General features: G+C 59.3%; 20 protein-coding genes. 9 read left to right on the top strand and 11 right to left on the bottom strand.

Annotated features, from left to right (window positions below):
• Window positions 1–122 precede the first annotated feature (122 nt).
• The 4 genes from hrpA to IEQ42_RS01265 all read left to right on the top strand — a co-directional run bounded on the left by hrpA (window position 123) and on the right by IEQ42_RS01265 (window position 6,477).
• Entirely contained in the window at window positions 123–4,034 is a 3,912-nt protein-coding gene (hrpA, locus tag IEQ42_RS01280) for an ATP-dependent RNA helicase HrpA (RefSeq protein ID WP_210702310.1), read from the top strand.
• Window positions 4,035–4,363: 329 nt separating this feature from the next.
• The gene (locus tag IEQ42_RS01275) at window positions 4,364–5,485 is read left to right on the top strand and encodes a beta-ketoacyl-ACP synthase III (protein ID WP_210702309.1); all 1,122 of its coding nucleotides are present in this window, start codon (window positions 4,364–4,366) and stop codon (window positions 5,483–5,485) included.
• Between the two features lie 147 nt (window positions 5,486–5,632).
• Complete coding sequence (locus IEQ42_RS01270; RefSeq protein ID WP_210702308.1) at window positions 5,633–6,244, top strand: RNA polymerase sigma factor; 612 nt, start codon at window positions 5,633–5,635, stop codon at window positions 6,242–6,244.
• Complete coding sequence (locus IEQ42_RS01265; RefSeq protein ID WP_210702307.1) at window positions 6,238–6,477, top strand: anti-sigma factor family protein; 240 nt, start codon at window positions 6,238–6,240, stop codon at window positions 6,475–6,477. The genes IEQ42_RS01270 and IEQ42_RS01265 overlap by 7 nt, the downstream gene beginning before the upstream one ends.
• Window positions 6,478–6,580: 103 nt before the next feature.
• Here the strand turns inward: IEQ42_RS01265 and IEQ42_RS01260 are convergent, their stop codons facing one another.
• Window positions 6,581–7,903, bottom strand: a complete 1,323-nt coding sequence (locus IEQ42_RS01260) for a putative porin (protein WP_210702306.1) — start codon at window positions 7,901–7,903, stop codon at window positions 6,581–6,583.
• A gap of 282 nt (window positions 7,904–8,185) precedes the next feature.
• Here IEQ42_RS01260 and IEQ42_RS01255 point away from each other — a divergent pair, with 282 nt between their 5' ends.
• Window positions 8,186–9,310 (top strand): GNAT family N-acetyltransferase, encoded by a 1,125-nt coding sequence (locus tag IEQ42_RS01255; protein WP_210702305.1) that lies wholly within the window; start codon window positions 8,186–8,188, stop codon window positions 9,308–9,310.
• Between the two features lie 111 nt (window positions 9,311–9,421).
• Here IEQ42_RS01255 and aqpZ read toward each other — a convergent pair whose 3' ends face one another.
• The 5 genes from aqpZ to IEQ42_RS01230 all read right to left on the bottom strand — a co-directional run bounded on the left by aqpZ (window position 9,422) and on the right by IEQ42_RS01230 (window position 14,656).
• Window positions 9,422–10,117 carry an aquaporin Z gene (aqpZ, locus tag IEQ42_RS01250; RefSeq protein WP_042558120.1) on the bottom strand — a complete coding sequence of 232 codons (696 nt, stop codon included), beginning with the start codon at window positions 10,115–10,117 and terminating at the stop codon, window positions 9,422–9,424.
• A 310-nt stretch (window positions 10,118–10,427) separates the two neighbouring features.
• Complete coding sequence (locus IEQ42_RS01245) at window positions 10,428–12,260, bottom strand: ABC transporter ATP-binding protein (protein ID WP_210622192.1); 1,833 nt, start codon at window positions 12,258–12,260, stop codon at window positions 10,428–10,430.
• 87 nt (window positions 12,261–12,347) lie between these two features.
• Complete coding sequence (locus tag IEQ42_RS01240; RefSeq protein ID WP_210702304.1) at window positions 12,348–12,911, bottom strand: peptidylprolyl isomerase; 564 nt, start codon at window positions 12,909–12,911, stop codon at window positions 12,348–12,350.
• 3 nt (window positions 12,912–12,914) lie between these two features.
• Window positions 12,915–13,718 carry an alpha/beta fold hydrolase gene (locus tag IEQ42_RS01235; RefSeq protein WP_150594337.1) on the bottom strand — a complete coding sequence of 268 codons (804 nt, stop codon included), beginning with the start codon at window positions 13,716–13,718 and terminating at the stop codon, window positions 12,915–12,917.
• 14 nt (window positions 13,719–13,732) lie between these two features.
• A complete protein-coding gene (locus IEQ42_RS01230; protein ID WP_150594336.1) occupies window positions 13,733–14,656 on the bottom strand; it encodes a PA3225 family LysR-type transcriptional regulator in 924 nt (307 codons plus the stop codon).
• A 49-nt stretch (window positions 14,657–14,705) separates the two neighbouring features.
• Between IEQ42_RS01230 and IEQ42_RS01225 the strand changes: the two genes are divergently transcribed.
• The 3 genes from IEQ42_RS01225 to IEQ42_RS01215 all read left to right on the top strand — a co-directional run bounded on the left by IEQ42_RS01225 (window position 14,706) and on the right by IEQ42_RS01215 (window position 16,965).
• Window positions 14,706–15,020, top strand: a complete 315-nt coding sequence (locus IEQ42_RS01225; RefSeq protein ID WP_042558125.1) for a hypothetical protein — start codon at window positions 14,706–14,708, stop codon at window positions 15,018–15,020.
• A 227-nt stretch (window positions 15,021–15,247) separates the two neighbouring features.
• Window positions 15,248–15,847 carry an FMN-dependent NADH-azoreductase gene (locus IEQ42_RS01220; RefSeq protein ID WP_210702303.1) on the top strand — a complete coding sequence of 200 codons (600 nt, stop codon included), beginning with the start codon at window positions 15,248–15,250 and terminating at the stop codon, window positions 15,845–15,847.
• A gap of 260 nt (window positions 15,848–16,107) precedes the next feature.
• Window positions 16,108–16,965 (top strand): carboxylate/amino acid/amine transporter, encoded by an 858-nt coding sequence (locus IEQ42_RS01215; protein ID WP_210702302.1) that lies wholly within the window; start codon window positions 16,108–16,110, stop codon window positions 16,963–16,965.
• Between the two features lie 100 nt (window positions 16,966–17,065).
• Here IEQ42_RS01215 and IEQ42_RS01210 read toward each other — a convergent pair whose 3' ends face one another.
• A complete protein-coding gene (locus tag IEQ42_RS01210) occupies window positions 17,066–18,364 on the bottom strand; it encodes a mechanosensitive ion channel family protein (protein ID WP_210702301.1) in 1,299 nt (432 codons plus the stop codon).
• 191 nt (window positions 18,365–18,555) lie between these two features.
• Here IEQ42_RS01210 and IEQ42_RS01205 point away from each other — a divergent pair, with 191 nt between their 5' ends.
• Complete coding sequence (locus IEQ42_RS01205; RefSeq protein ID WP_042558129.1) at window positions 18,556–19,896, top strand: DEAD/DEAH box helicase; 1,341 nt, start codon at window positions 18,556–18,558, stop codon at window positions 19,894–19,896.
• A gap of 60 nt (window positions 19,897–19,956) precedes the next feature.
• Here the strand turns inward: IEQ42_RS01205 and IEQ42_RS01200 are convergent, their stop codons facing one another.
• From IEQ42_RS01200 to IEQ42_RS01185, 4 genes are all read right to left on the bottom strand, one after another.
• Window positions 19,957–20,556 (bottom strand): hypothetical protein, encoded by a 600-nt coding sequence (locus IEQ42_RS01200; RefSeq protein ID WP_210702300.1) that lies wholly within the window; start codon window positions 20,554–20,556, stop codon window positions 19,957–19,959.
• Complete coding sequence (locus IEQ42_RS01195) at window positions 20,553–21,152, bottom strand: papain-like cysteine protease family protein (RefSeq protein WP_210702299.1); 600 nt, start codon at window positions 21,150–21,152, stop codon at window positions 20,553–20,555. Before IEQ42_RS01195 ends, IEQ42_RS01200 begins: the two co-directional genes overlap by 4 nt.
• Window positions 21,153–21,432: 280 nt before the next feature.
• The gene (locus IEQ42_RS01190; protein WP_042558132.1) at window positions 21,433–21,708 is read right to left on the bottom strand and encodes a hypothetical protein; all 276 of its coding nucleotides are present in this window, start codon (window positions 21,706–21,708) and stop codon (window positions 21,433–21,435) included.
• Between the two features lie 143 nt (window positions 21,709–21,851).
• Window positions 21,852–22,586, bottom strand: a complete 735-nt coding sequence (locus IEQ42_RS01185; RefSeq protein ID WP_210702298.1) for a DUF899 domain-containing protein — start codon at window positions 22,584–22,586, stop codon at window positions 21,852–21,854.
• Window positions 22,587–22,709: the final 123 nt, after the last annotated feature.

Genomic DNA, 22,709 nt, shown 5'->3' with positions numbered 1-22,709 from the left:
GGTCCCCTCTCCCTCGGGAGAGGGCTAGGGTGAGGGGCAGCAATCCCCCTGACACGCCACAAATCCGCCAAATCTGCGACAATCCGCCCCCTGCATAAATAGACGACCGAATTGCGTACCCGATGACCGACGAATCGCCCTCCATCGACAAACTGTTGAAAAATCTCGATCACGCCATGCTCGCCGACCGCCACCGGCTGCGGCGGCAGTTGCTTGAGCTGCGCAAGAATCCCGATGAGGCCAAGCTGGCCCAATGGGTGACGCGCATGCAGGCGTCTTGTGATCAGGTGCTGGCGCGAAAGGCCAGCCTGCCGGTCATTCGTTACGACGACAGCCTGCCGATTGCGGCCAAGCGTGACGAAATCAAGAAGGCACTGGAGCAGCATCAGGTCCTGATCATCGCGGGTGAAACCGGCTCGGGTAAAACCACCCAGTTGCCGAAAATCTGCCTGGAAATCGGTCGGGGTCAACACGGTCTGATCGGCCACACCCAGCCGCGCCGGATCGCTGCGCGCAGCGTCGCCAGCCGCGTCGCCGAAGAACTCGGGGCGCCGCTCGGCTCGCTGGTCGGCTATCAGGTGCGTTTTGAAGATCAGAGCGACTCCAACACCCTGATCAAACTGATGACCGACGGCATCCTGCTGGCGGAAACCCAGAACGACCGCTACCTCGAGCGCTACGACACGATCATCGTCGACGAAGCCCACGAACGCAGCCTCAACATCGATTTTCTGCTCGGTTACCTGAAAACCCTGCTGCCGCGTCGCCCGGATCTGAAAGTCATCATCACCTCGGCAACCATCGATCTGGAACGTTTCTCCAGGCATTTCGACGATGCACCGATTGTCGAGGTGTCCGGCCGAACCTTCCCGGTCGACACCTGGTATCGCCCGCTGACCCTGGAGCAGGACGAAGAGGGCAACCGTGTCGAAGATGACTTGACCGTGGATCAGGCGATCCTCGCCACCCTCGACGAAATCGCCGCTTATGAGCGCAGCGAACGCCGCAGCCCCGGTGATGTTTTGGTGTTCCTGCCCGGCGAACGGGAGATTCGCGACGCCGCCGATATGCTGCGCAAGGCGCAGATCAAGCACACCGAAATTCTGCCGCTGTATGCGCGTCTGTCACCGGCCGAGCAGCAGCGGATTTTCCAGTCGCACCCGGGCCGTCGTGTGGTGCTGGCGACCAACGTTGCCGAAACCTCGCTGACCGTGCCGGGCATCCGTTACGTGATCGACAGCGGCACCGCGCGCATCAGCCGCTACAGCTATCGCGCCAAGGTCCAGCGCCTGCCGATCGAAGCAATTTCCCAGGCCAGTGCCAACCAGCGTAAAGGTCGCTGCGGCCGGGTCGAGCCGGGCATTTGCATCCGCCTCTACAGCGAAGAAGACTTCATCGGCCGCCCGGAATTTACCGATCCGGAAATTCTGCGCACCAACCTCGCGGCGGTGATTTTGCAGATGCTCCATCTGCGCCTCGGCGAAATCACCGCGTTCCCGTTCATCGAGCCGCCGGACGGCAAGGCGATCAGTGACGGTTTCAATCTGCTGCAAGAACTCTCGGCGGTCGATCGCAACAGCCAGTTGACCCCGCTCGGCCGCCAATTGGCGCGCCTGCCGGTGGACCCGCGCATGGGGCGTATGCTGCTCGAAGCGGCCAAGCTTGGCAGTCTGCAGGAAGTGCTGATCGTCGCCAGTGCCATGTCGATTCAGGACCCGCGCGAGCGTCCGCCGGAGCGTCAGCAAGCCGCCGATCAGGCCCACGCGCAATGGAAGGATATCGACTCGGACTTCGCCGGGCTGGTCAATCTGTGGCGTGGTTTTGAAGAGCAGCGCCAGGCGCTCACGGCCAGTCCGCTGCGCAATTGGTGTCGCAAGAACTTCCTCAATTACTTGCGTTTGCGCGAGTGGCGCGACTCCCATCGTCAGTTGAGCCTGATCTGCCGCGACATGCAGCTGAGCCTGAACAAAGAGCCGGCGGATTATCAGAAACTGCACAAAGCGGTGCTGGTGGGGCTGCTCAGCCAGATCGGCCAGAAAACCGAGGACGGCGATTACCTTGGCGCGCGTCAACGACGCTTCTGGATTCATCCGTCGTCAGGCATCGGCAAGAAGCGCCCGCAATGGCTGATGACCGCCGAACTGGTGGAGACCACCAAGCTTTACGCACGCATGGTCGCCAAGATCGACGCCGACTGGATCGAGCCGCTGGCCGGGCATCTGATCAAGAAAAACCACTTCGAACCGCACTGGGAGAAGAAGCGCGGCCAGGTCGTGGCGTTCGAGCAGATCACCCTGTTCGGCCTGATCGTGGTTGGCCGCCGGCCGGTGCACTACGGTCCGGTAGACCCGGTGGTCTCGCGTGAATTGTTTATCCGTGAAGGTCTGGTGCGCGGCGAGATTCAATCCAGAGCCAAGTGCCTGTCCGCTAACCAGAAGCTACTGGAACAGCTCGACGAACTCGAAGCCAAGGCCCGTCGTCGCGACATTCTCGCCGACGAAGAAACCCTGTACGCCTTCTACGATGCACGCTTGCCGGCAGAGATTCACCAGACGGCGACCTTCGACAGTTGGTATCGCATCAACAGCCAGAAAGATCCGCAGCTGTTGATCATGCGTGAAGAAGACGTGCTGGCCCGCGAGGCCAGTGAAGTCACCGCACGGGATTACCCGGACACCCTGCACATCGGTGATCTGGAGCTGGCCCTGACCTATCATTTTGAACCCAATCATCCGCGTGACGGCGTGACCTTGCGTGTGCCGGCGCCGCTGTTGCCGATGTTGCCGCCGGAGCGTCTGGAATGGCTGGTGCCGGGGTTGATCGAGGCCAAGTGCATCGCCCTCGTGCGTAACCTGCCGAAAGCGCTGCGCAAGAATTTCGTGCCGGTGCCGGACTTCATCAAGGCTGCGTTGCAACGCATGACCTTCGCCGAAGGTTCGCTGCCGCAAGCTCTGGGCCGTGAGCTGTTGCGCATGACCGGCGCACGGGTCAGCGATGAGGCCTGGGCAGAGGCCGAGCAAGGGGTCGAAGGGCATCTGCGGATGAACCTGGAAATCGTCGACGGCCAAGGCAAGTTTCTTGGCGAAGGACGAGATCTGGCCGAGCTGACCGCGCGTTTTGCCCAAGCCAGTCAGGCCGCACTGGCCGTGCCGCAGAGCGCTAAAAGTCAGCAACCGGTGGAGGCGAAAGTCTTCGCCCCGGTGGCAGAAAAAACTCAGCAGAAGATCGCCGGATTGTCGATGACGGTGTATCCGGCGCTGGTGGAAGAGGGCGGTACGGTCAAGGAAGGACGATTCTCGACGCCGGCCGAAGCCGAGTTTCAGCATCGTCGTGCATTGCAGCGCTTGTTGATGCAGCAATTGGCCGAGCCGGCCAAATTCCTGCGTGGCAAGTTGCCGGGGCAGACCGAACTGGGTTTGCTCTACCGCGATCTGGGTCGGGTCGATGCCTTGGTTGAAGACATTTTGCTGGCCAGCCTCGACAGCTGCATTCTGGAGGGCGAAGACCCGTTGCCCCGTGACGGCGCAGGGCTGGCGGCATTGGCCGAGCGCAAGCGCAGCAGCTGGACTGAACACGCCGAGCGTGTGGCGCGGCTGACGCTGGAGATCCTGAAGATCTGGCACGGTCTGCAAAAGCGCTTCAAGGGCAAGATCGACCTCGCCCAAGCCGTGGCGCTCAATGACATCAAGCAGCAGATCAGTAATCTGGTCTATCCGGGCTTTGTCCGGGAAACGCCCATGCAGTGGCTCAAGGAGTTGCCGCGTTACCTGAAAGCTGTCGAGCAGCGTTTCGAGAAACTCGGCGCGCAGGTGCAGAAGGATCGGGTCTGGAGCGGTGAACTCGCTGGCCTCTGGGCGCAATACCAGACTCGCGCCGCCAAGCACGCCCAGGAAGGCAAACGCGATCCGCAGCTTGAGTTGTACCGCTGGTGGCTGGAGGAGTATCGGGTTTCGCTGTTCGCCCAGCAGTTGGGGACGAAAGTGCCGATCTCCGACAAACGCCTGAACAAGCAGTGGACTCAGGTCGAGCCCTGATCTTGCTCCCTACGCAATCCCACTGTGGGAGCGAGCCTGCTCGCGAAAGCGCTGTATCAGACACCATCGCGGTGACTGACACACCGCCTTCGCGAGCAGGCTCGCTCCCACGTCGGGATTTGGGTTGTGCGTGAGAAAGGGGCCAAAACCTTGGGTTTATGGCAAACTTCGCGACCATAAACGCCGCGTTCGCGACCCAGAGCCTTCGGCCGTGTCCCGGAGCGGAATAAAGCGATGCCAGGTTTGCGTCCCCCGGATGGGAATAGACCCTTTGTGTGTTGGTACGACGGTTCCAGCACTTTCTGCCTGAACAGATTAGAGAAACGACCATGCATAACGTCGTCATCAGCGGCACCGGCCTGTATACCCCGGCCAACAGCATCTCCAACGAAGAGCTGGTGCAGTCTTTCAATACCTACGTCGCACAGTTCAACGCGGACAACGCCGAGGCCATCGCCAGCGGCGAAGTCCAGGCACTGACTGAATCCAGCGCACCGTTCATCGAAAAAGCCTCGGGCATCAAAAGCCGTTTTGTCATGGACAAGGACGGCATTCTTGATCCGCAACGCATGGCCCCGCGCCTGCCGGAGCGGTCCAACGACGAATGGTCGGTGCTCTGCCAGATGGCCATCGGTGCTGCCGAACAGGCCCTGCAACGTGCCGGCAAAACTGCCGCTGACATCGACGGTGTCATCGTTGCCTGCTCCAACCTGCAACGCGCCTACCCGGCCATCGCCATCGAAGTCCAGGAAGCGCTGGGCATTCAAGGTTTCGGTTTCGACATGAACGTGGCCTGTTCCTCGGCGACCTTCGGCATTCAGGCAGCGACCAACAGCGTGCAACTGGGCCAGGCCCGGGCGATCCTGATGGTCAACCCGGAAGTCTGCACCGGGCACCTGAACTTCCGTGACCGTGACAGCCACTTCATCTTCGGTGACGCCGCGACTGCGGTGATCATCGAACGCGCCGATCTGGCGACGTCCAAGCACCAGTTCGACGTGGTCAGCACCAAACTGCTGACAAAGTTCTCCAACAACATCCGCAACAACTTCGGCTTCCTCAACCGTGCGGCGGAAGAGGGCATCGGTGCCCGCGACAAGCTGTTCGTGCAGGAAGGCCGCAAGGTATTCAAGGATGTTTGCCCGATGGTTGCCGAACTGATCGGCGAGCATCTGCAAGAGAACCAGCTCAACGTCGGCGACGTTAAGCGCTTCTGGCTGCACCAGGCCAACCTGAGCATGAACCACCTGATCGTGCGCAAGTTGCTGGGTCGCGAAGCGACCGAAGAAGAAGCGCCGGTGATTCTCGACACCTACGCCAACACCAGCTCGGCGGGCTCGGTGATTGCTTTCCACAAGTATCAGGATGATCTGGCGAGCGGTTCGCTGGCGGTGCTGAGTTCGTTCGGTGCAGGCTATTCGATCGGTAGCGTGATTCTGCGCAAGCGTTGAAAATTGGTTTAATTTCCTCATAATCGCGCCGATCTTTCCTACATCCGAATCGGCTGGAACGCTGTAGTTTTCGGAAATGGCGGCAGGAGACGCTTTGAGCGAGTCCTGCCGCAATCATTTTCGAAGTCGGAACAAGGAGATTGATGGATGGCGGCTGACGACACCCAACTGCTCGCGCGTTTGCTTGCAGGCGAGCAACAGGCTTTCAAGGAACTGGTCACCACCTACCACAGCGCCATGCGCGCCGTCGCATATGCAATCGTCGGTCAGCGCCACGTCGAAGAAGTGGTGCAGGACGCCTGGCTGTCAGTGGTGCGCCACATCGGCAGTTTCGAAGGCCGTTCCAGTCTCAAGACCTGGCTGCTGACCATCACCGCCAACTCTGCCAAGAGTCGCTATAAACTCAACCGTCGCGAAGTGCTGATGGATGACTTGCCGTCGCCCCACGGCACGATAGACGATGATCGTTTTTCTCCCGGCGACGGCCATTGGTTGGTCGCACCGTTTGCCTGGCACCAAGACACGCCCGAAGCGTTGCTGACCGAAAGCGAACTGCGCGAATGCCTGGAGCACACGCTGCTGAGCCTGTCGGAACTGCAAAGCAGTGTGCTGTTGTTGCGCGAACGTCAGGGGCTGGAACTGGAAGAGATCTGTAATCTTCTGGAGATATCGCTCTCCAATGTCCGCGTGCTGCTGCATCGGGCACGTTTAAAGGTCTTCGCGACCGTGGAACATTTTGAGGAGACAGGAGAATGTTGACCTGCAAGGAGCAAGTGGCACGATCCAGCGATTATCTCGATGGCCAACTCAGCTTTCGAGAAAAACTGATGGTGCGTCATCACCTGATGTTCTGCCGCAATTGCCGGCGTTTCATTCGCCAGATGCGTTTGATGCAAGCGACGCTGAAAGCGATGCCGGAAAAACCCGAAGAGGGTGTCGATGCGCTGGCCGAACGCCTGGCCGAGCAACGACGGGAAGACAAGCCTCTGTAGGAGCTGCCGCAGGGGGGGGCGCATTCTGAAATAGCCCCGCGTGGGTGAAACGAACGGATGATGGGGATCGTCCCGCCCACGTCAGGCTATTGATTGCTGCTGTTTAGAACTTGGCTTCCGCATCCAGCTGCAGGGTGTTGGTATCTGCATCACGCTGGGTACGGCTGGCGAAGTCTGCCTTGGTCAGGAAGTACGTCGCGCCGACAGCGAAGTTTTTGTCGATGTCGTAACCGACCTTGAACTTGTGACCACGCGAACCTGTGGTGCCGTTGGCAAAGTCGGAGTCGGTGAAGGCGCCGACCACAGCGTTGCGCTGCACGTCACGATAGTTGTAGTCGAGGTTGAAACCAAAGACCTTCGACTTGGCGCCGAGCAGCCAGGCAGTGTCCTGATCGGTCACGGCATCGTTGTTCTTCACGTATTGGCCGTAGAACGACAGCGGCATTGGCAGACCGCCGATGTCGACCTGGCTGAAACCTTCGTACAGGCGGAACTCGTTGTTTGCCGAGTTGCCGTTGACCGCCAGGGCGCACGGTGTGGAAGTGCCGGTGCAACGGCTGTCCTCGTCGTTCTGGTAAGCGTAGACACTGCCGCCCAAGGTCAGCTTCAGGTTGTCGGTGATATTGAAGCGGCTACCCAGTTGGCCGGCGGTCAGGCGCAGGTCGTGACGAAATTGCACGCCGTCACCATCGACGTTGTCCTTGAGGTTGTAGTTACCCAGGCTGCCGAACAGTTCGGCGCTGCTGCCCAGCGGGTATTTGTAAGTAACGGCCAGACCTTCAGGGTTGATGTCGCCATCCCAGATCACGTCGCCCATGCTCACCCACGGTTGCAGCATCTTGCCGCCGATCACGTGCAGGTTCTTGATTTGATCGGGGTGGTAATCGATGTAACCCAGGTCGAGCCAGATCTGCTTCTTGTCGAAGTAGTTGTCCTGATCCTGGTTGGTCGAACGGGCATCGTCGCCGCCGCCGGTGGCGATACGGATACCGGTGTCCACTTGCGGGTTGATCTCGGTGTAGGCACCCAGACGGGCACGGATGCGCTGACGATCCTTGTCGCGGCCGCCGTTGTTCGGTTCGCCATCGATCTTGATGGTTTCCTGACGGATGCGCACGTCGCCCTTGAACTGAGTCTTCGCCGCCCACGCCAGTTTCTGGTCGAAAGCGCTTTGTTCATTGGTCTTTTTCGCGACAGCCGCGACTTGTTCGTTGGTCTCTTGCTGCGCTTGCTGCGCGATTTGCTGAGCCTTCTGATCCTTGGCCAGTTCAGTTTGCAGTTCAATGTACTGCGCCTGGGAAATCGAACCGTTAGCCTTGAGCATGTCGAGCAGTTTGGCGTCGACTGCAGCACTGGCCGGAACGCTCATGGCCAGCAACAAGCCACCGCAAAGGGCCGCCGCAGTTTTCGTGGAAGCAAGACGCATAGCAATCTCCGAAGATGAGAGGGGATGGCTTGACCATCCTGGGCACAACCGACAATCGAGGTCGGAAAACAGTGTCCGGGTTAGAACCCGGCGCTCTAAAAACAGGCGCCAGTATCGCGATGGTTTATGACAGTGCGGTGGCACAGTGATGGCAAGATGATGACCGTGTGCGTCGATCGCGAACTATTGATCTAGAGCGCTGTCGGCCGATTGCGGGTGTGCATTGCGGCGCAATCGGCGATACTCGCCGGGCGCTGGAGTCCTGTTGTGGAGAGCTTGTTGATGCCGTTGCAACGTCTGCAAAACCTGTCAGAAATTTCCTCACATGCCTGGGATGCACTGGTGCCGGACAATCAGCCCTTTCTGCGCCATGCGTTTCTCAGTGCATTGGAAGACAGCGGCAGCGTCGGCCCCCACTCCGGTTGGCAGCCGGAGCATTTGCTGCATATCGAAGACGATCGGCTGGTCGCGGCGCTGCCCAGTTATCGCAAGTGGCATTCCTACGGCGAGTACGTGTTCGATCATGGCTGGGCCGATGCCTGTGCCCGCGCCGGAATCGATTACTACCCCAAGCTTTTGACGGCGGTGCCGTTCAGTCCCGTCAGTGGGCCGAGGCTGCTGGCCGCCAGGGTCGAGGACGGTTTCGAGCTGCTCAAGAGCCTGCCCGGTTATCTGGAAATAGAAGCGCTTTCCAGTGCCCACATCAATTTCACCGATGCGTTCACCGACGCCGCCATGGCCGAACAGCCGGGCTGGTTGCAGCGCATTGGCTGTCAGTATCACTGGCAGAATCGCGGCTATCGCGACTTTCAGGATTTCCTCGACGTGCTCGCTTCGCGCAAGCGCAAACAGATGCGCAAGGAACGCGAGCAAGTGGCGGGGCAGGGCTTCGAGTTTGAATGGCTGGAGGGAGGAGCGCTGGACGAGGCGCAGTGGGATTTCGTCTACGCCTGCTACGCCAATACCTACGCGGTGCGTCGGCAAACGCCGTATCTGACCCGGGAGTTTTTCAGTCTGTTGGCCGAGCGCATGCCCGAAGCGATTCGCGTAGTGCTGGCCAAACAGGGCTCACGGCCGGTGGCCATGGCGTTCAGTCTGGTGGGGGGCGACAGTTTTTACGGACGTTATTGGGGCTGTCTGGCCGAGTTTGATCGGCTGCACTTCGAAACCTGTTTTTATCAGGGCATGGACTACGCGATTGCCCAGGGTTATCAGCGATTCGATGCCGGTGCTCAGGGCGAGCACAAACTGATTCGTGGCTTTGAACCGGTGATCACGCATTCATGGCATTACCTGCGCCATCCCGGATTGAAAGCCGCGGTGAAGGATTTCCTGAAACAGGAACGCGCTGGCGTTCTGGCCTATGCCGAGGAAGCAAAAACAGCCTTGCCCTACCGCCAAACCTAGATCCCCTGTAGGAGCTGCCGAAGGCTGCGATCTTTTGATCTGGTTTTTTGAACATCAAGATCAAAAGATCGCAGCCTTCGGCAGCTCCTACAAAGGGAGCTCAGGCATCCCTCAGGTTTCCTCTTTGCCCAACCAGCGATAGATCCCGCCACCGACCACCGCGCCAATCAACGGCGCGACCCAGAACATCCACAACTGCGCGATCGCCCAGCCGCCGACCATCAGCGCCGGCCCGGTGCTGCGGGCCGGGTTGACCGAGGTGTTGGTCACTGGAATCGAGATCAGGTGGATCAACGTCAGCGCGAGGCCGATGGCGATCGGTGCCAGCCCTGGCGGAGCCCGTTTGTCGGTGGCGCCCAGAATGATGATCACAAACATCGCGGTCATCACCAGCTCGGTGACAAATCCGGCAGCCATCGAATACTTGCCGGGCGAATGCTCGCCATAACCATTGGAGGCCAAACCGGCGGCAATGTCGAAACCCTCCCTGCCGCTTGCGATGTAGTAAAGCAGCGCTGCCGCCAGAATCCCGCCCAGCACCTGGGCGATGATGTAGGCGGGCAGTTCCCGGGCCGGAAAACGACCGCCGACAAACAGGCCTACCGACACGGCCGGGTTGAGATGACAACCGCTGATGTGGCCGATGGCAAAGGCCATGGTCAGCACCGTCAGACCAAACGCCAGGGCGACCCCCAGCATCCCGATTCCCAAAGGTGAAGAGGCGGCGATCACCGCACTGCCACAACCGCCCAACACCAGCCAGAACGTACCCAGCAACTCCGTAACTGAACGTTTGAACAAAGACATGAGAAGAGTCCTTGATAGGCTTGCTATCGAGACTGCATCGAGTTGCGCGTCCTTGCGGACTTACGACAGGTTCCCTGCTGGAACCTTCGCTGAGTACAGCACGCTTTCCACGGATTTCCAGCAGGCGAAAAAAACCGCCAGCGCCCGTGGTTAAAGGGCCGTGGCGGATTTCAGTCGTTCAGGATCATTGCAAATCCGGTGGGAGCGAGCCTGCTCGCGAAAGCGGTATGTCTGACAACAACGATGGTGTCTGACACTCCGCCTTCGCGAGCAGGCTCGCTCCCACATTGGAATTGTATTGACCCAATGATCAATCGATCCCGACAAACCCCCCGGTCTGATGCGCCCACAACCGGGCATACAAACCACGGTGAGCCAGCAGTTCAGCGTGGGTGCCGCTCTCGGCGATCTTGCCGTTTTCCAGCACCACCAAGCGATCCATCCGGGCGATGGTCGAGAGGCGGTGGGCAATCGCGATCACGGTTTTGCCCTGCATCAGGGTTTCCAGGCTTTCCTGGATCGCCGCTTCAACTTCCGAGTCGAGTGCCGAGGTCGCTTCGTCCATGATCAGGATCGGCGCGTCCTTGAGCAGTACTCGGGCAATTGCGATGCGCTGACGCTGGCCACCCGACAGCTTCACGCCGCGCTCGCCGACATGGGCGTCAAACCCGGTGCGGCCTTCTGCGTCGGACAACAACGGAATGAACTCGTCGGCGCGGGCCTTGTGCACTGCGTCCCAGAGTTCGGCATCGGTTGCATCAGGTTTGCCGTACAACAAGTTGTCGCGGATCGAACGGTGCAGCAGCGAGGTGTCCTGGGTAATCATGCCGATACGTGCGCGCAGGCTTTCCTGGCCGACTTCGGCGATGTTCTGGCCGTCGATCAGGATGCGCCCACCCTCGACGTCGTAGAGGCGCAGCAGCAGGTTGACCAGAGTCGATTTGCCTGCACCGGACGGGCCGATCAGACCGATTTTTTCACCCGGTTTGATGGTCAGGTTGAGGTCGCCGATGATCCCGCGCTTCTTGCCGTAGTGAAAATCCACATGCTCGAAACGCACTTCGCCATTGGCCACGGCCAGCGGTTTGGCCTGCTCCTGATCGGTGACGCTGACCGGTTGCGAGATGGTGCGCAAACCGTCCTGGACCATGCCGATGTTTTCGAAGATGCCGGTGACCACCCACATGATCCAGCCGGACATATTGACGATGCGGATCACCAGGCCAGTCGCCAAGGCAATGGCCCCGACGGTGATCAACGATTGCGTCCACAACCACAGCGCCAGGGCGGTGGTGCCAACGATCAGCAAGCCGTTCATGGTGGTAATCGCCACGTCCATGCTGGTGACCACGCGGCCAGCCATTTGCGCCTTGACGGTTTGTTCTTCGATGGCTTCCTTGGCGTAATGCTGTTCGAAGTTGGTGTGGGCAAACAGCTTCAGTGTGGCGATGTTGGTGTAGCCGTCGACGATCCGCCCCATCAGTTTCGAGCGCGCGTCGGAGGCTTCCACCGAGCGCTCTTTGACCCGGGGCACGAAGTAGTAGAGCGCGCCGATGTAAGCGGCGATCCACACCAGCAGCGGGATCATCAGGCGCCAGTCGGCCTCGGCGAACAGCACCAGTGCGCTGATCGCATAGATCACCACATGCCACAACGCATCGACGGCTTGCACCGCTGAATCACGCAGCGAGTTGCCGGTCTGCATGATGCGCTGGGCGATGCGCCCGGCGAAGTCGTTCTGAAAGAAGTTCAGGCTCTGCTTGAGTACATAACTGTGGTTCTGCCAGCGGATCATGCTGGTCATGCCGGGGCTCAGGGTCTGGTGCACCAGCAGATCGTGCAGACCAAAGAAAATCGGCCGCAGGACCAGCGCAACCACCACCATCCACGTCAGTTCGAGGGCGTGGTCGCTGAAGAAATTCGGGTTGGGTGTGCCTTGGGCCAGGTCGATGATGCGGCTCAGGTAACTGAACAGCGCCACTTCGATCAGCGCGGCAAACAGGCCAACGACCAGCAGGGCGGCGAAACTCGGCCAGACCTGCTTCAGGTAATAGGTATAGAAGGGCCAGACACGATCTGGAGGGGCCGCCGTCGGGGCGTCGCGAAATATGTCGATCAGTTGTTCGAAACGGCGATAGAGCATCAGATAATCGCCCGGATACGGGCTCTCCTTTTATCAGTGTGAGCGGCGTGGCCCGAGGCCGCCGCCGCTCGAAATGCCCCGCGAAACTTAGTCGATGCGTTTGGCCGACTTGATGATCACAGGGTCGACAGGCACGTTTTGCATGCCGCTTTTGGTGGTGGTTTGCGAGTTGACGATGATGTCGACCACGTCCATGCCCTTGACCACTTTGGCGAACACCGCGTAACCGGCATCACGGCCCGGGTCGAGGAAAGCGTTGTCAGCCACGTTGATGAAGAACTGGCTGGTGGCCGAATCCGGGTTGGAGGTGCGCGCCATCGACAAGGTGCCGCGAACGTTGTGCAGGCCGTTGCTGGCTTCGTTCTTGATCGGCGCCTTGGTTTCTTTCTGCTGCATTTGCTGGGTGAAACCACCGCCCTGAGCCATGAAGCCCGGGATCACACGGTGAAAAATCGTGTTGGTGTAGAAGCCGCTGTCGACGTACTCCAGGAAGTTCTTGGTACTGATCGGCGCCTTGACCGGGTCCAGTTCGATTTCAATCTGGCCGTTGGTGGTGTCCAGCAGCACGTGCGGCGCTTTGGCCGGGGTGGCAGCCATCAGGTTGGCGGCAAACAGCACGGTACCGGCGGCGAGGGCGATTTTTTTCAGCATGGGTCAGTGATCCTGAGGATGAATATCGGCTGCGGCGAGAAACTCCAGCAGCGTTTGATTGAAGCGTTCGGGTTGATCGAGCGGGGTGGCGTGGCGCGAATCGGCGATCACCACCAGCCGCGCATCGGGCAGCAGTTTTACATAGGTTTCTTTCAGCGTGACGGGTGTGTAGTCACGGTCGGCGCTGACGATGAGCGTTGGACAGGTCACTCGGGAAAGTCGTTCCTGAACGCCCCAGCCAACAATCGCATCGAAGCTGGCGAGATAAGCACGTTTGTCGTTTTTTGCCCAGCGTTCGGCCATTTTCTGCCGCAGATCGGCCTGTTCCGGCTTGGGGAAAAGCTTGCTGCCCAATGCCTTGCCGATAGTTGCCAGGCTGAGCACGCGCATCAGGCTCCAGCGTTTGAACCACTGCCAATAGTCATCGCGCGAACGCAGTTTGACCTCGGGCGCGCTGTTGACGATGGTCAGACTCTTGAGCAGTTGCGGCTGATCGACACCCAGCTGGAAACCGATCATGCCGCCCATGGACAGGCCAATGTAGTGCACCGGGCCGAGGTTCAAGTGCTCGATCAGTGCGACCAGATCGGCGCTGAACCCGGCGATGCTATAGCGCTCCCGGGGTTTGTCCGAGCGCCCGTGGCCGCGGATGTCCGGGACGATCACCCGGTAGCGTGCGGCCAGCGCAGGAATCTGCATTTCCCAGTCCAGCGTGCTCGAGCCGAGCCCGTGGACCAGCAACAGCGGTGTGCCGTGGCCATATTCCTCGTAGTGCAGGTTGCAACCGTCGTGTTCGAAATACGCCATCGGTGAACTCCGTGTCAGGCTTGTTCAGGGGCGGCGAACGGTGCATCCAGCGGCAACGTGTCGAAGGTGCGCAGCAGTTCGATGAGGATTTGCGTCGCCGGGCCCAGCGGTTTGTCCTTGTTCGAGTACAGATAGAAACTCGGGTTGCGACTGCCACCCTGATCCAACGGTAGCAGCTTGAGCGAGCCTTCTTTCAATTCCCGTTCGATCATGTGCCGTGGTAACCAGGCAAATCCCAGGCCGCTGCTGACGAAGGTTGCGGCGGTGGCGAGACTGCCGACGGTCCAGCGCTGTTCCGCGCCGAGCCAGCCGACATCCCGTGGTTGTTGGCGGCCGGAGTCACGGATAACCACTTGCATCTGGGTTTCCAGGTCCTGGAAGCTCAGTTCGCGGTTCAAACGATGCAAGGGATGTTCCGGGTGGGCGACGGCAACGAACTCGACATCGCTCAATTCTGCGCCGAGGTAACCGGGAATGCTGAACCCGGTGATGGCCAGGTCAGCCACGCCTTCAAGCAAGACTTCCTCCACGCCCGACAGCACTTCTTCGCGCAGGCGTACCCGGCAGCCACGGCTTTGCGGCATGAACGCGGTCAGTGCGCGGACGAGGCGAGCGCTGGGGTAAGCCGCATCGACGACCAAACGTACTTCGGCTTCCCAACCTTGCTCCATGTGGTGGGCGAGGTCCTCCAGTTGGCTGGCCTGTTTCACCAGTTGTCGCGAGCGGCGCAGCAGTACGCCGCCGGCCTCGGTGAGCACTGCTTTACGCCCGTCGATGCGCAGCAACGGCACACCGAGTTGGTCCTGCATGCGGGCGACGGTGTAGCTCACCGACGATTGCGAACGGTGCAAAGCCTCGGCGGCCTGGGCGAATCCGCCGTGGTCGACCACGGCCTGCAATGTTCGCCATTGATCAAGGGTCACGCGGGGCGCTTTCATCAATAGCTCCTCTTGTCCTAAGCTGGCTGTCCCTTATGGAGACTGCCGAATGAAAAAATTCTGTTGTGTGCTGCTGGCGCTGCTGCCGCTGACGGCGTTTGCGTATCCGATCGACGTGCAGAAAGACCTCAACGACATGAAGATCGACTACGAGACCTTCGACACCGATAACGACATTGGCTCGATTCGGGTGGCCAACTACGGCGATGTCGATGCGACCTGCAAAGCGGTGTTCAATAATGGTCCGGAAGCGCCACGCACCCGTACCATCGATGTGCCCGCCGGCAAACACAAGAACGCCACGGCCAAGTTCACCCGCGAGATCATCAAGCTGCGCATCAAGCTGACCTGCACGCCGAAGTAGTACCAGTCCCTTGTGGGAGCGAGCCTGCTCGCGAATGCGCTGGATCAGTCAACGTGTGTGCCGACTGATATTGCGTATTCGCGAGCAGGCTCGCTCCCGCAGGGCTGAATGCATCTAAACGAATTATTCGATGCTTTGCAGCAATTATTTGCGCTTTTTCATCGATACGATACTGCTTAACCTTTACTCCATCGACCTACAACATTCTCGGATGGAGGCTACACAACATGTCCCGCGTTCTGATCATCGAAAGCAGCGCCCGCCAGCAAGATTCGGTTTCCCGTCAACTGACCCAGACCTTTATCAGTCAGTGGAAAGCGGCGCACCCGGCCGATCAGATCACCGTCCGTGACGTTGCCGTCAACCCGGTTCCACACCTCGATATCAACCTGCTGGGCGGCTGGATGAAGCCTGCCGAACAGCGCAATGACAGCGAGCAGTCTTCGCTGGACCGCTCCAACGAATTGACCGACGAGCTGCTCGCCGCTGATGTGCTGGTGATGGCCGCGCCGATGTACAACTTCGCGATCCCCAGCACCCTCAAGGCCTGGCTTGACCATGTGCTGCGTGCCGGCGTGACATTCAAATACACCGAAACCGGCCCGCAAGGTCTGCTCAGCGGCAAGCGTGCCTACGTGCTGACGGCTCGCGGCGGCATCTACGCTGGCGGCCCGGCCGACCATCAGGAACCGTACCTGCGTCAGGTGATGGGTTTCATCGGCATCCACGACGTGACCTTCATTCACGCCGAAGGCATGAACCTGGGCGGCGACTTCCAGGAGAAGGGCCTGAACCAGGCCAATGCCAGGCTTTCTCAGGTCGCTTGATATGTTAATCGCCAGATAATCACTGGATGTTCTAGTGCTCTGGCGCAACCCCTTCAAGGCTTTACGCGCATCGAACCTCCCTTTGCACTTGTTGCTCCTGAGTGCCGTAGCCCGATTGAACGCATTAGCGAGATCGGGCTTTTTTTTGCCCGGGATTTGCAGGCGGACACAGCCCCTACAGGGGATTTGTGCGTATCCAGTCGATTCGCAGTGAAGCCAAAAAACCGCTATCGTCGCCGCCATTCAAAACAGGGGCGATCATGGGCTATCTACTTTTTGTCACGCTGATCCAGGCGTTTTCCTTCAGTCTGATCGGCGAATACCTGGCGGGGCATGTCGACAGCTACTTCGCGGTGCTGGTGCGTGTGGTGCTGGCCGGGCTGGTGTTCATCCCGCTGACTCGCTGGCGTTCGGTGGAGCCGGCGTTCATGCGCGGCATGCTGCTGATCGGCGCGTTGCAGTTCGGCGTGACCTACGTCTGCCTGTACCTGAGCTTTCGCGTGTTGACGGTGCCGGAAGTGCTGCTGTTCACCATCCTCACGCCGCTGCACGTGACCCTGATCGAAGATGCCTTGAACCGGCGCTTTAACCCGTGGGCGCTGATCGCAGCACTGGTGGCGGTGGGCGGCGCAGCGGTGATTCGCTTCGACCGGATCAACCCGGACTTCTTCATGGGCTTCCTGCTGTTGCAACTGGCCAACTTCACCTATGCCGCCGGGCAAGTGTTGTACAAGCATCTGGTGGCCAAACACCCGAGCGATCTGCCGCATTACCGGCGCTTTGGCTTCTTCTACCTTGGCGCACTGGCGGTGGTGCTGCCGGCGTTTCTGTTGTTCGGCAAATCGAACTTCCTGCCGGAGGCGCCGCTGCAATGGGGTGTGCTGGTGTTCCTCGGTCTGGTCTCGACCGCGCTGGGCTTGTACTGGTGGAACAAGGGAGCGTGCATGGTCAATGGCGGCACATTGGCTGTGATGAACAACCTGCATGTGCCGGTGGGGTTGCTGCTGAACCTGCTGATCTGGAATCAGCATGAGGAACTGGGAAGGTTGTTCCTTGGCGGGAGTGTCATCCTTGCCGCTGTATGGATCAGCCGACTGGGTATCAGACGCACCGCATAAGCCCTTGTAGGAGCTGCCGCAGGCTGCGATCTTTTGATCTTGCTCTTAAAAGCACAATCAAAAGATCGCAGCCTTCGGCAGCTCCTACACGGATCGTGGGTTACATCAGGTGTTTTTCAGGCTCTGGGATGCTGGCCGCGCCCAACACCGCCGGCATCAACCCCGAGCGCAAATCCCCGCCACTCGGCTGCTGATACAAGCTCAGTCCAAATTCCGGCAGCACTGCCAGCAGGTAATCGAAAATATCCCCCTGAATCCGCTCGTAGTCCGCCCACACCGTGGTGCGGGTGAAGCAGTAGATCTCCAGCGGAATGCCCTGCGCCGTGGTCTGCATCTGGCGGACCATGCAGGTCATGTTCGGTTGAATTTCCGGGTGGCTCTTCAGATAAGCCAGCGCATAAGCGCGAAAGGTACCGATGTTGGTCATGCGCCGGCGATTCGCCGACATGGCCGCGACATTACCCTGCGCCTCGTTCCACGCCTTGAGCTCGGCTTTCTTGCGGCCCATGTAGTCGGTCAGCAGATGCACCTGGGACAACTTCGCTTCCTCGTCATCGCGAATGAAGCGCACGCCGCTGGCATCGATGAACAGGCTGCGCTTGATCCGCCGGCCACCGGACTGCTGCATGCCGCGCCAGTTCTTGAACGACTCGGACATCAGGCGCCAGGTCGGGATCGAGACGATGGTCTTGTCGAAATTCTGCACCTTGACCGTGTGCAGAGTGATATCGACCACATCACCGTCGGCGCCGACCTGCGGCATCTCGATCCAGTCGCCGACCCGCAGCATGTCGTTGCTGGTCAATTGCACGCTGGCGACAAACGACAGCAGCGTGTCCTTGTAGACCAACAGGATCACCGCCGACATCGCACCCAGACCCGACAGCAGCAACAGTGGCGAACGATCGATCAGCGTGGCGACGATGATGATCGCGCCAAACACGTACAGGACCATTTTTGCCAGTTGCACGTAGCCTTTGATCGAGCGCGTACGGGCGTGTTCGGTGCGCGCGTAGATATCGAGCAGGGCATTGAGCAGGGCGCTGATCGACAGCAGCAGGAAGAGGATGGTGAACGACAGCGCCACGTTACCGAGGAAGGTCATCGCGGTTTTGCTCAGCTCGGGCACCAGATGCAGGCCGAACTGGATGACCAGCGACGGCGTCATCTGCGCCAGTCGCTGAAACACCTTGTTGTGGCGAAAGTCGTTGATCCAGTGCAGGGCCGGTTGACGACCGAGCATGCGGCTGGCGTGCAGAATCAGATAACGCGCCACTCGTCCGAGCACCAGCGCGATCACCAGTAAAACCGTCAAGGCCAGACCGGCCTGCAAGATCGGATGCTGTTCGAGGGTACCCCAGAGGTCCTGGGCGTTGAGCCAGAGCTGTTTGAAATCCATGAGAGAAACGATTCTTCTGTAAGGCGCGATGGGCGATTAGAGCATTTAAGCCGCTGTGTATTACCGTAAGAGACAAATCGAGCAACAAAAAAGCCACTGATTCACGCCGTTTGTATAAAGAAACTCGGCCTGAGCGCTCGAAACCGGTAACCTATGCAGCTGTTTTTTTGCATATCTTCGAGGTAGCACCCGTGTTTTCCCAATTCGCCCTGCACGAACGCCTGCTAAAAGCTGTGGCCGAGCTGAAATTTGTCGAGCCAACGCCTGTGCAAGCCGCGGCCATTCCGCTGGCGCTCCAAGGGCGTGATTTGCGGGTGACTGCGCAAACCGGTAGCGGCAAGACCGCCGCTTTTGTCCTGCCGATCCTCAATCGCCTGATCGGCCCGGCCAAGGTTCGCGTCAGCATCAAGACCCTGATCCTGCTGCCGACCCGTGAACTGGCCCAGCAGACCTTGAAGGAAGTGGAACGCTTTGCGCAGTTCACGTTCATCAAGTCCGGCCTGATCACCGGTGGTGAAGACTTCAAGGTCCAGGCCGCCATGTTGCGCAAGGTGCCGGACATCCTCATCGGCACCCCGGGCCGGATGATCGAGCAACTGAACGCCGGCAACCTCGACCTCAAGGAAGTCGAAGTGCTGGTGCTCGACGAAGCCGACCGTATGCTCGACATGGGTTTCTCCGAAGACGTGCAACGTCTGGTCGACGAATGCCCGAACCGTCAGCAAACCATGCTGTTCTCCGCCACCACCGGTGGTTCGGGCCTGCGCGAGATGATCGCCAAGGTGCTGAACAACCCTGAGCACTTGCAGCTCAACGCGGTCAGCCAGCTGAATTCGACCACCCGTCAGCAGGTGATCACCGCTGACCACAACCAGCACAAAGAACAGATTGTGAACTGGCTGCTGGCCAACGAGACCTACCAGAAAGCCATCGTCTTCACCAACACCCGCGCCATGGCCGACCGCATATACGGCCGTCTCGTGGCTCAGGAATACAAGGCGTTCGTGCTGCACGGCGAGAAAGACCAGAAGGATCGCAAACTGGCGATCGACCGTCTGAAGCAGGGGGGTGTGAAGATTCTGGTGGCGACCGACGTTGCGGCCCGTGGTCTGGACGTTGATGGTCTGGACATGGTGATCAACTTCGACATGCCACGTAGCGGCGACGAATACGTGCACCGTATCGGTCGTACCGGCCGTGCCGGTAACGACGGTCTGGCGATCTCGCTGATCTGCCACGGCGACTGGAACCTGATGTCGAGCATCGAGCGCTATCTGAAGCAGAGCTTCGAGCGCCGCACCATCAAGGAAGTCAAAGGCACCTACGGCGGACCGAAGAAGGTCAAGGCCTCGGGCAAAGCCGTTGGCGTGAAGAAGAAAAAGACCGACGGCAAGGGTGACAAGAAGAAAACTGCCGCCAAGACGCCGACCAAGCGCAAGAGCGTCAACCGTCCCAAGCCAGATGCTCTGGTCAGCAGCGACGGCATGGCCCCGCTCAAGCGCCGCAAGCCGGCAGAGCCAGCGGCTGAGTAAGTCGTTTCAGGCGCATGAAAAACCCGGACAGTGTCCGGGTTTTTTTATGGCCGGGATTTGTCAGCTCCCGAGCAGACCGCTGGTGTCGGCATCAAAACGTTGCTTTGCCGTGTCAGCGGCCGGTTTCAGCAACGCTAGCAGCGCGGCCTCGTTGTACAACCGGGTTGTCGCCAGTTCCTTGGGCGTCGGCTCAATCGGAATCAGCAGATCTTCACCGTCCGCGTGCAGCCAGATCGCCACAACGTGCAGTGCCGAGACGAACAGCAGCCGCGGTTCCACGGTTTTGCCCTGCAATGCCGGCGACTGCTCCGCCAGTTTCAGCGCACCGACGGCAGCGGCGGCGAATGTCCCGTGGTTCAACGAGGCAAATTCGACGTGGCCGCGTACTTCGGCCAGTTGCGCATCGGCAATCGTTACGCCATCGGCGAACACCAGGTAATGCCAGTCGCCCAGCCGCGCGTCTTGCAGACCTTTGCCGTTGCTCAAGTCCTCCAGATTCAGCGAGTAACCGCGCCAGGCCTCACTGAGGCTGATCTTCGCAGGTGAGGCGTTAGCGAATTGGCGGTTGGCGCCAAAGCCTTGGGTTTGCAGGGCGGCTTGCAGAGCCGGACGCAAGGTCTGTACGCCGTTGGAAGGCGCCTTTGGATAAGTCAGGTTCATAAGGTCGCCCCCTGGTTTTTTGCGGTGAAGTAAGTGTTGGTCCAGTTGCCGCCGCCGTTGTAAGAACCGGGGAATGTGTTCAGCGTGCGGGTCGAATAGCCGTAGATCGAGTCTGCGACCAGTACGTAGTTGCCATTGGTGCCATAGATCGTCAGGAAGTGCGCACCGCCGCCGTACCAGGCACAGCGCAGGCCGACGGGGCGGCCCATGTTGATCTGGTTCTGAATGGCCGACATCTGCAGCGACCCCTGATTCATGCCGTTATAACTGCGCGTGGTGCGCAGGGCGGTGTCCAGGTAGCCATAGACGTTGCACGGCCCCGGCTGATTACAGCAGTTGCGGTTCAATTCCGAACTGGCAACACCGCACTGAGTCCACGACCCGGTGCCGTAATAGTTGCCGACTGAAGCGGAAACGGCCGCCCAGCACCAGTTGGTCTGGGTTTGCTTCTGCATCGTGAAGTTGAGGCTGCCAGCGGCGAATGCGCGGGGCTGCGCCGATGCTTCGACGTCGACCAGTTGCGGGTCGACCAGGTGGCCGATAAGACACCTTGGCAGGGTCTCGGCGGTAAAACGGGTTGCTTCATTGGTTAACATTTTTCAATCCTCCATGAGTGAAAACAAGCGTCCAGCTTGTGAGTGTGTTGCGGTGTTACTGAGCGATCGGTGTAAAGGGGTGCCATGTTGGATGGCGCGTTCCGATCTCCTTGCTCGAGGTAACCTTAGCCTGAATATGCATTTGTGCAATAAAATAAATGCATTTATGCATTTTCAGGCTCAAAAAGATCGCAGCCTTCGGCAGCTCCTACAGGTGGACCATCAATCCCATGTAGGAGCTGCCGAGGGCTCGGGCCGCGTTCGGACGACCTTTTGATTTTTAGCTGTCTGCTTTCTTCTCAGCCGAATTCAGCTCTTTCAACCGCTGATCAATCAACTGGCACTTGTCCGGCAAATCCGCACTGGCCGTGCCCAGGTCCATCTTCTGCAATTCAGCATTGATCTCTTTGGCCTTGGCTGGATTCTGTTCGGTGAGTCGAGTGACTTCCTTGGCCAGTTGTTCACGTTTGGCCGTGGCTTCTTCGGGCGTGCAGGCCCAAACGGGCAGGGCGCAGGCGAGGGTGGCAGCGAGGGTGAGCTTGATCAGGGTTTTCATGGGAGCAGGCCTCAGTTCCGGTTAAGGCGGGTTAAACGGTTGAGGGCTTTGGCCTGTTAAAAGTTCAGTCTCGCTCCCATCAATCCTTCGCAGACTTCATGGGAGCGAGGCTTCTCACAATGGCGATGACACGGTATCCAAGACTAAGTTTCGTGGCAGCAACTGGATCGGTTTACCCCCTCATACCGGTCATGATGGCGCACCCATTCCATGATCTCGTCCTCATTTCTGCCCTTGGGCGTAAGGTCGAGGTAGTTGTACGCGCCGACCAGCATGTCCAGCCCTCGGGCATACGTTGAGTAGGTGTGAAAAATCTCACCCTTATCATTGCGATAAAACACGCTCAGCCCCGGCAGCTCTTCCTCCGCGCTGTCAGTCTTTTCGTAGTTGTAGATAGCCTTTCCAGCTGCGACCTCTTCAGCATCCGGGCAAACGCCGAAGTCATAGTTGAAGTCGCAACCTTCTGACGACACCCAGTCGAACCTCCAGCCCATCCGCCGTTTAAAGTCCTGAAACTCGTTGAACGGTGCATGGGAGACAGCCACCACGGCAATGTCGTGATGGGCCAGATGCTGATTGGCGCCATCGATGTGGTCGCTGAGGAATGAGCAACCCTTACAGCCCTGCTCCCAACCCTTGGCGAACATGAAGTGGTAAATCACCAGTTGGCTGTTTTTGCCGAACAGATCGGCGAGTCTCAGTTCGCCGTTTGGCCCCTGAAAATGATAGTCCTTATCGATCTTTACCCAAGGCAGTGCGCGGCGTTCCGCGCTGAGGCGGTCACGTTCCTGGGTGAATGCTTTTTCATGGATCAGGTGTTGCTTACGGGCGGCGAGCCATTCTTCGCGCGATACCACCGGATGATTCTCAACGTTCATGATGATTTCTCCTGCGGGGTTGAAACCGTCTGTTTCAGACTAGTCGTTTAACCCGCCGGGAATTCGACAGACCGCCGGTCGGTCGCTGCGCAAAATGCGGCTGAACGGCTGCGGCACGCCCGG

The organism is Pseudomonas iridis (genome assembly GCF_017980685.1).
Lineage (GTDB): Bacteria > Pseudomonadota > Gammaproteobacteria > Pseudomonadales > Pseudomonadaceae > Aquipseudomonas > Aquipseudomonas iridis.
The sequence above is the reverse complement of the archived record's forward strand: the minus strand, read 5'-3'. Positions and strand labels throughout refer to the sequence as shown.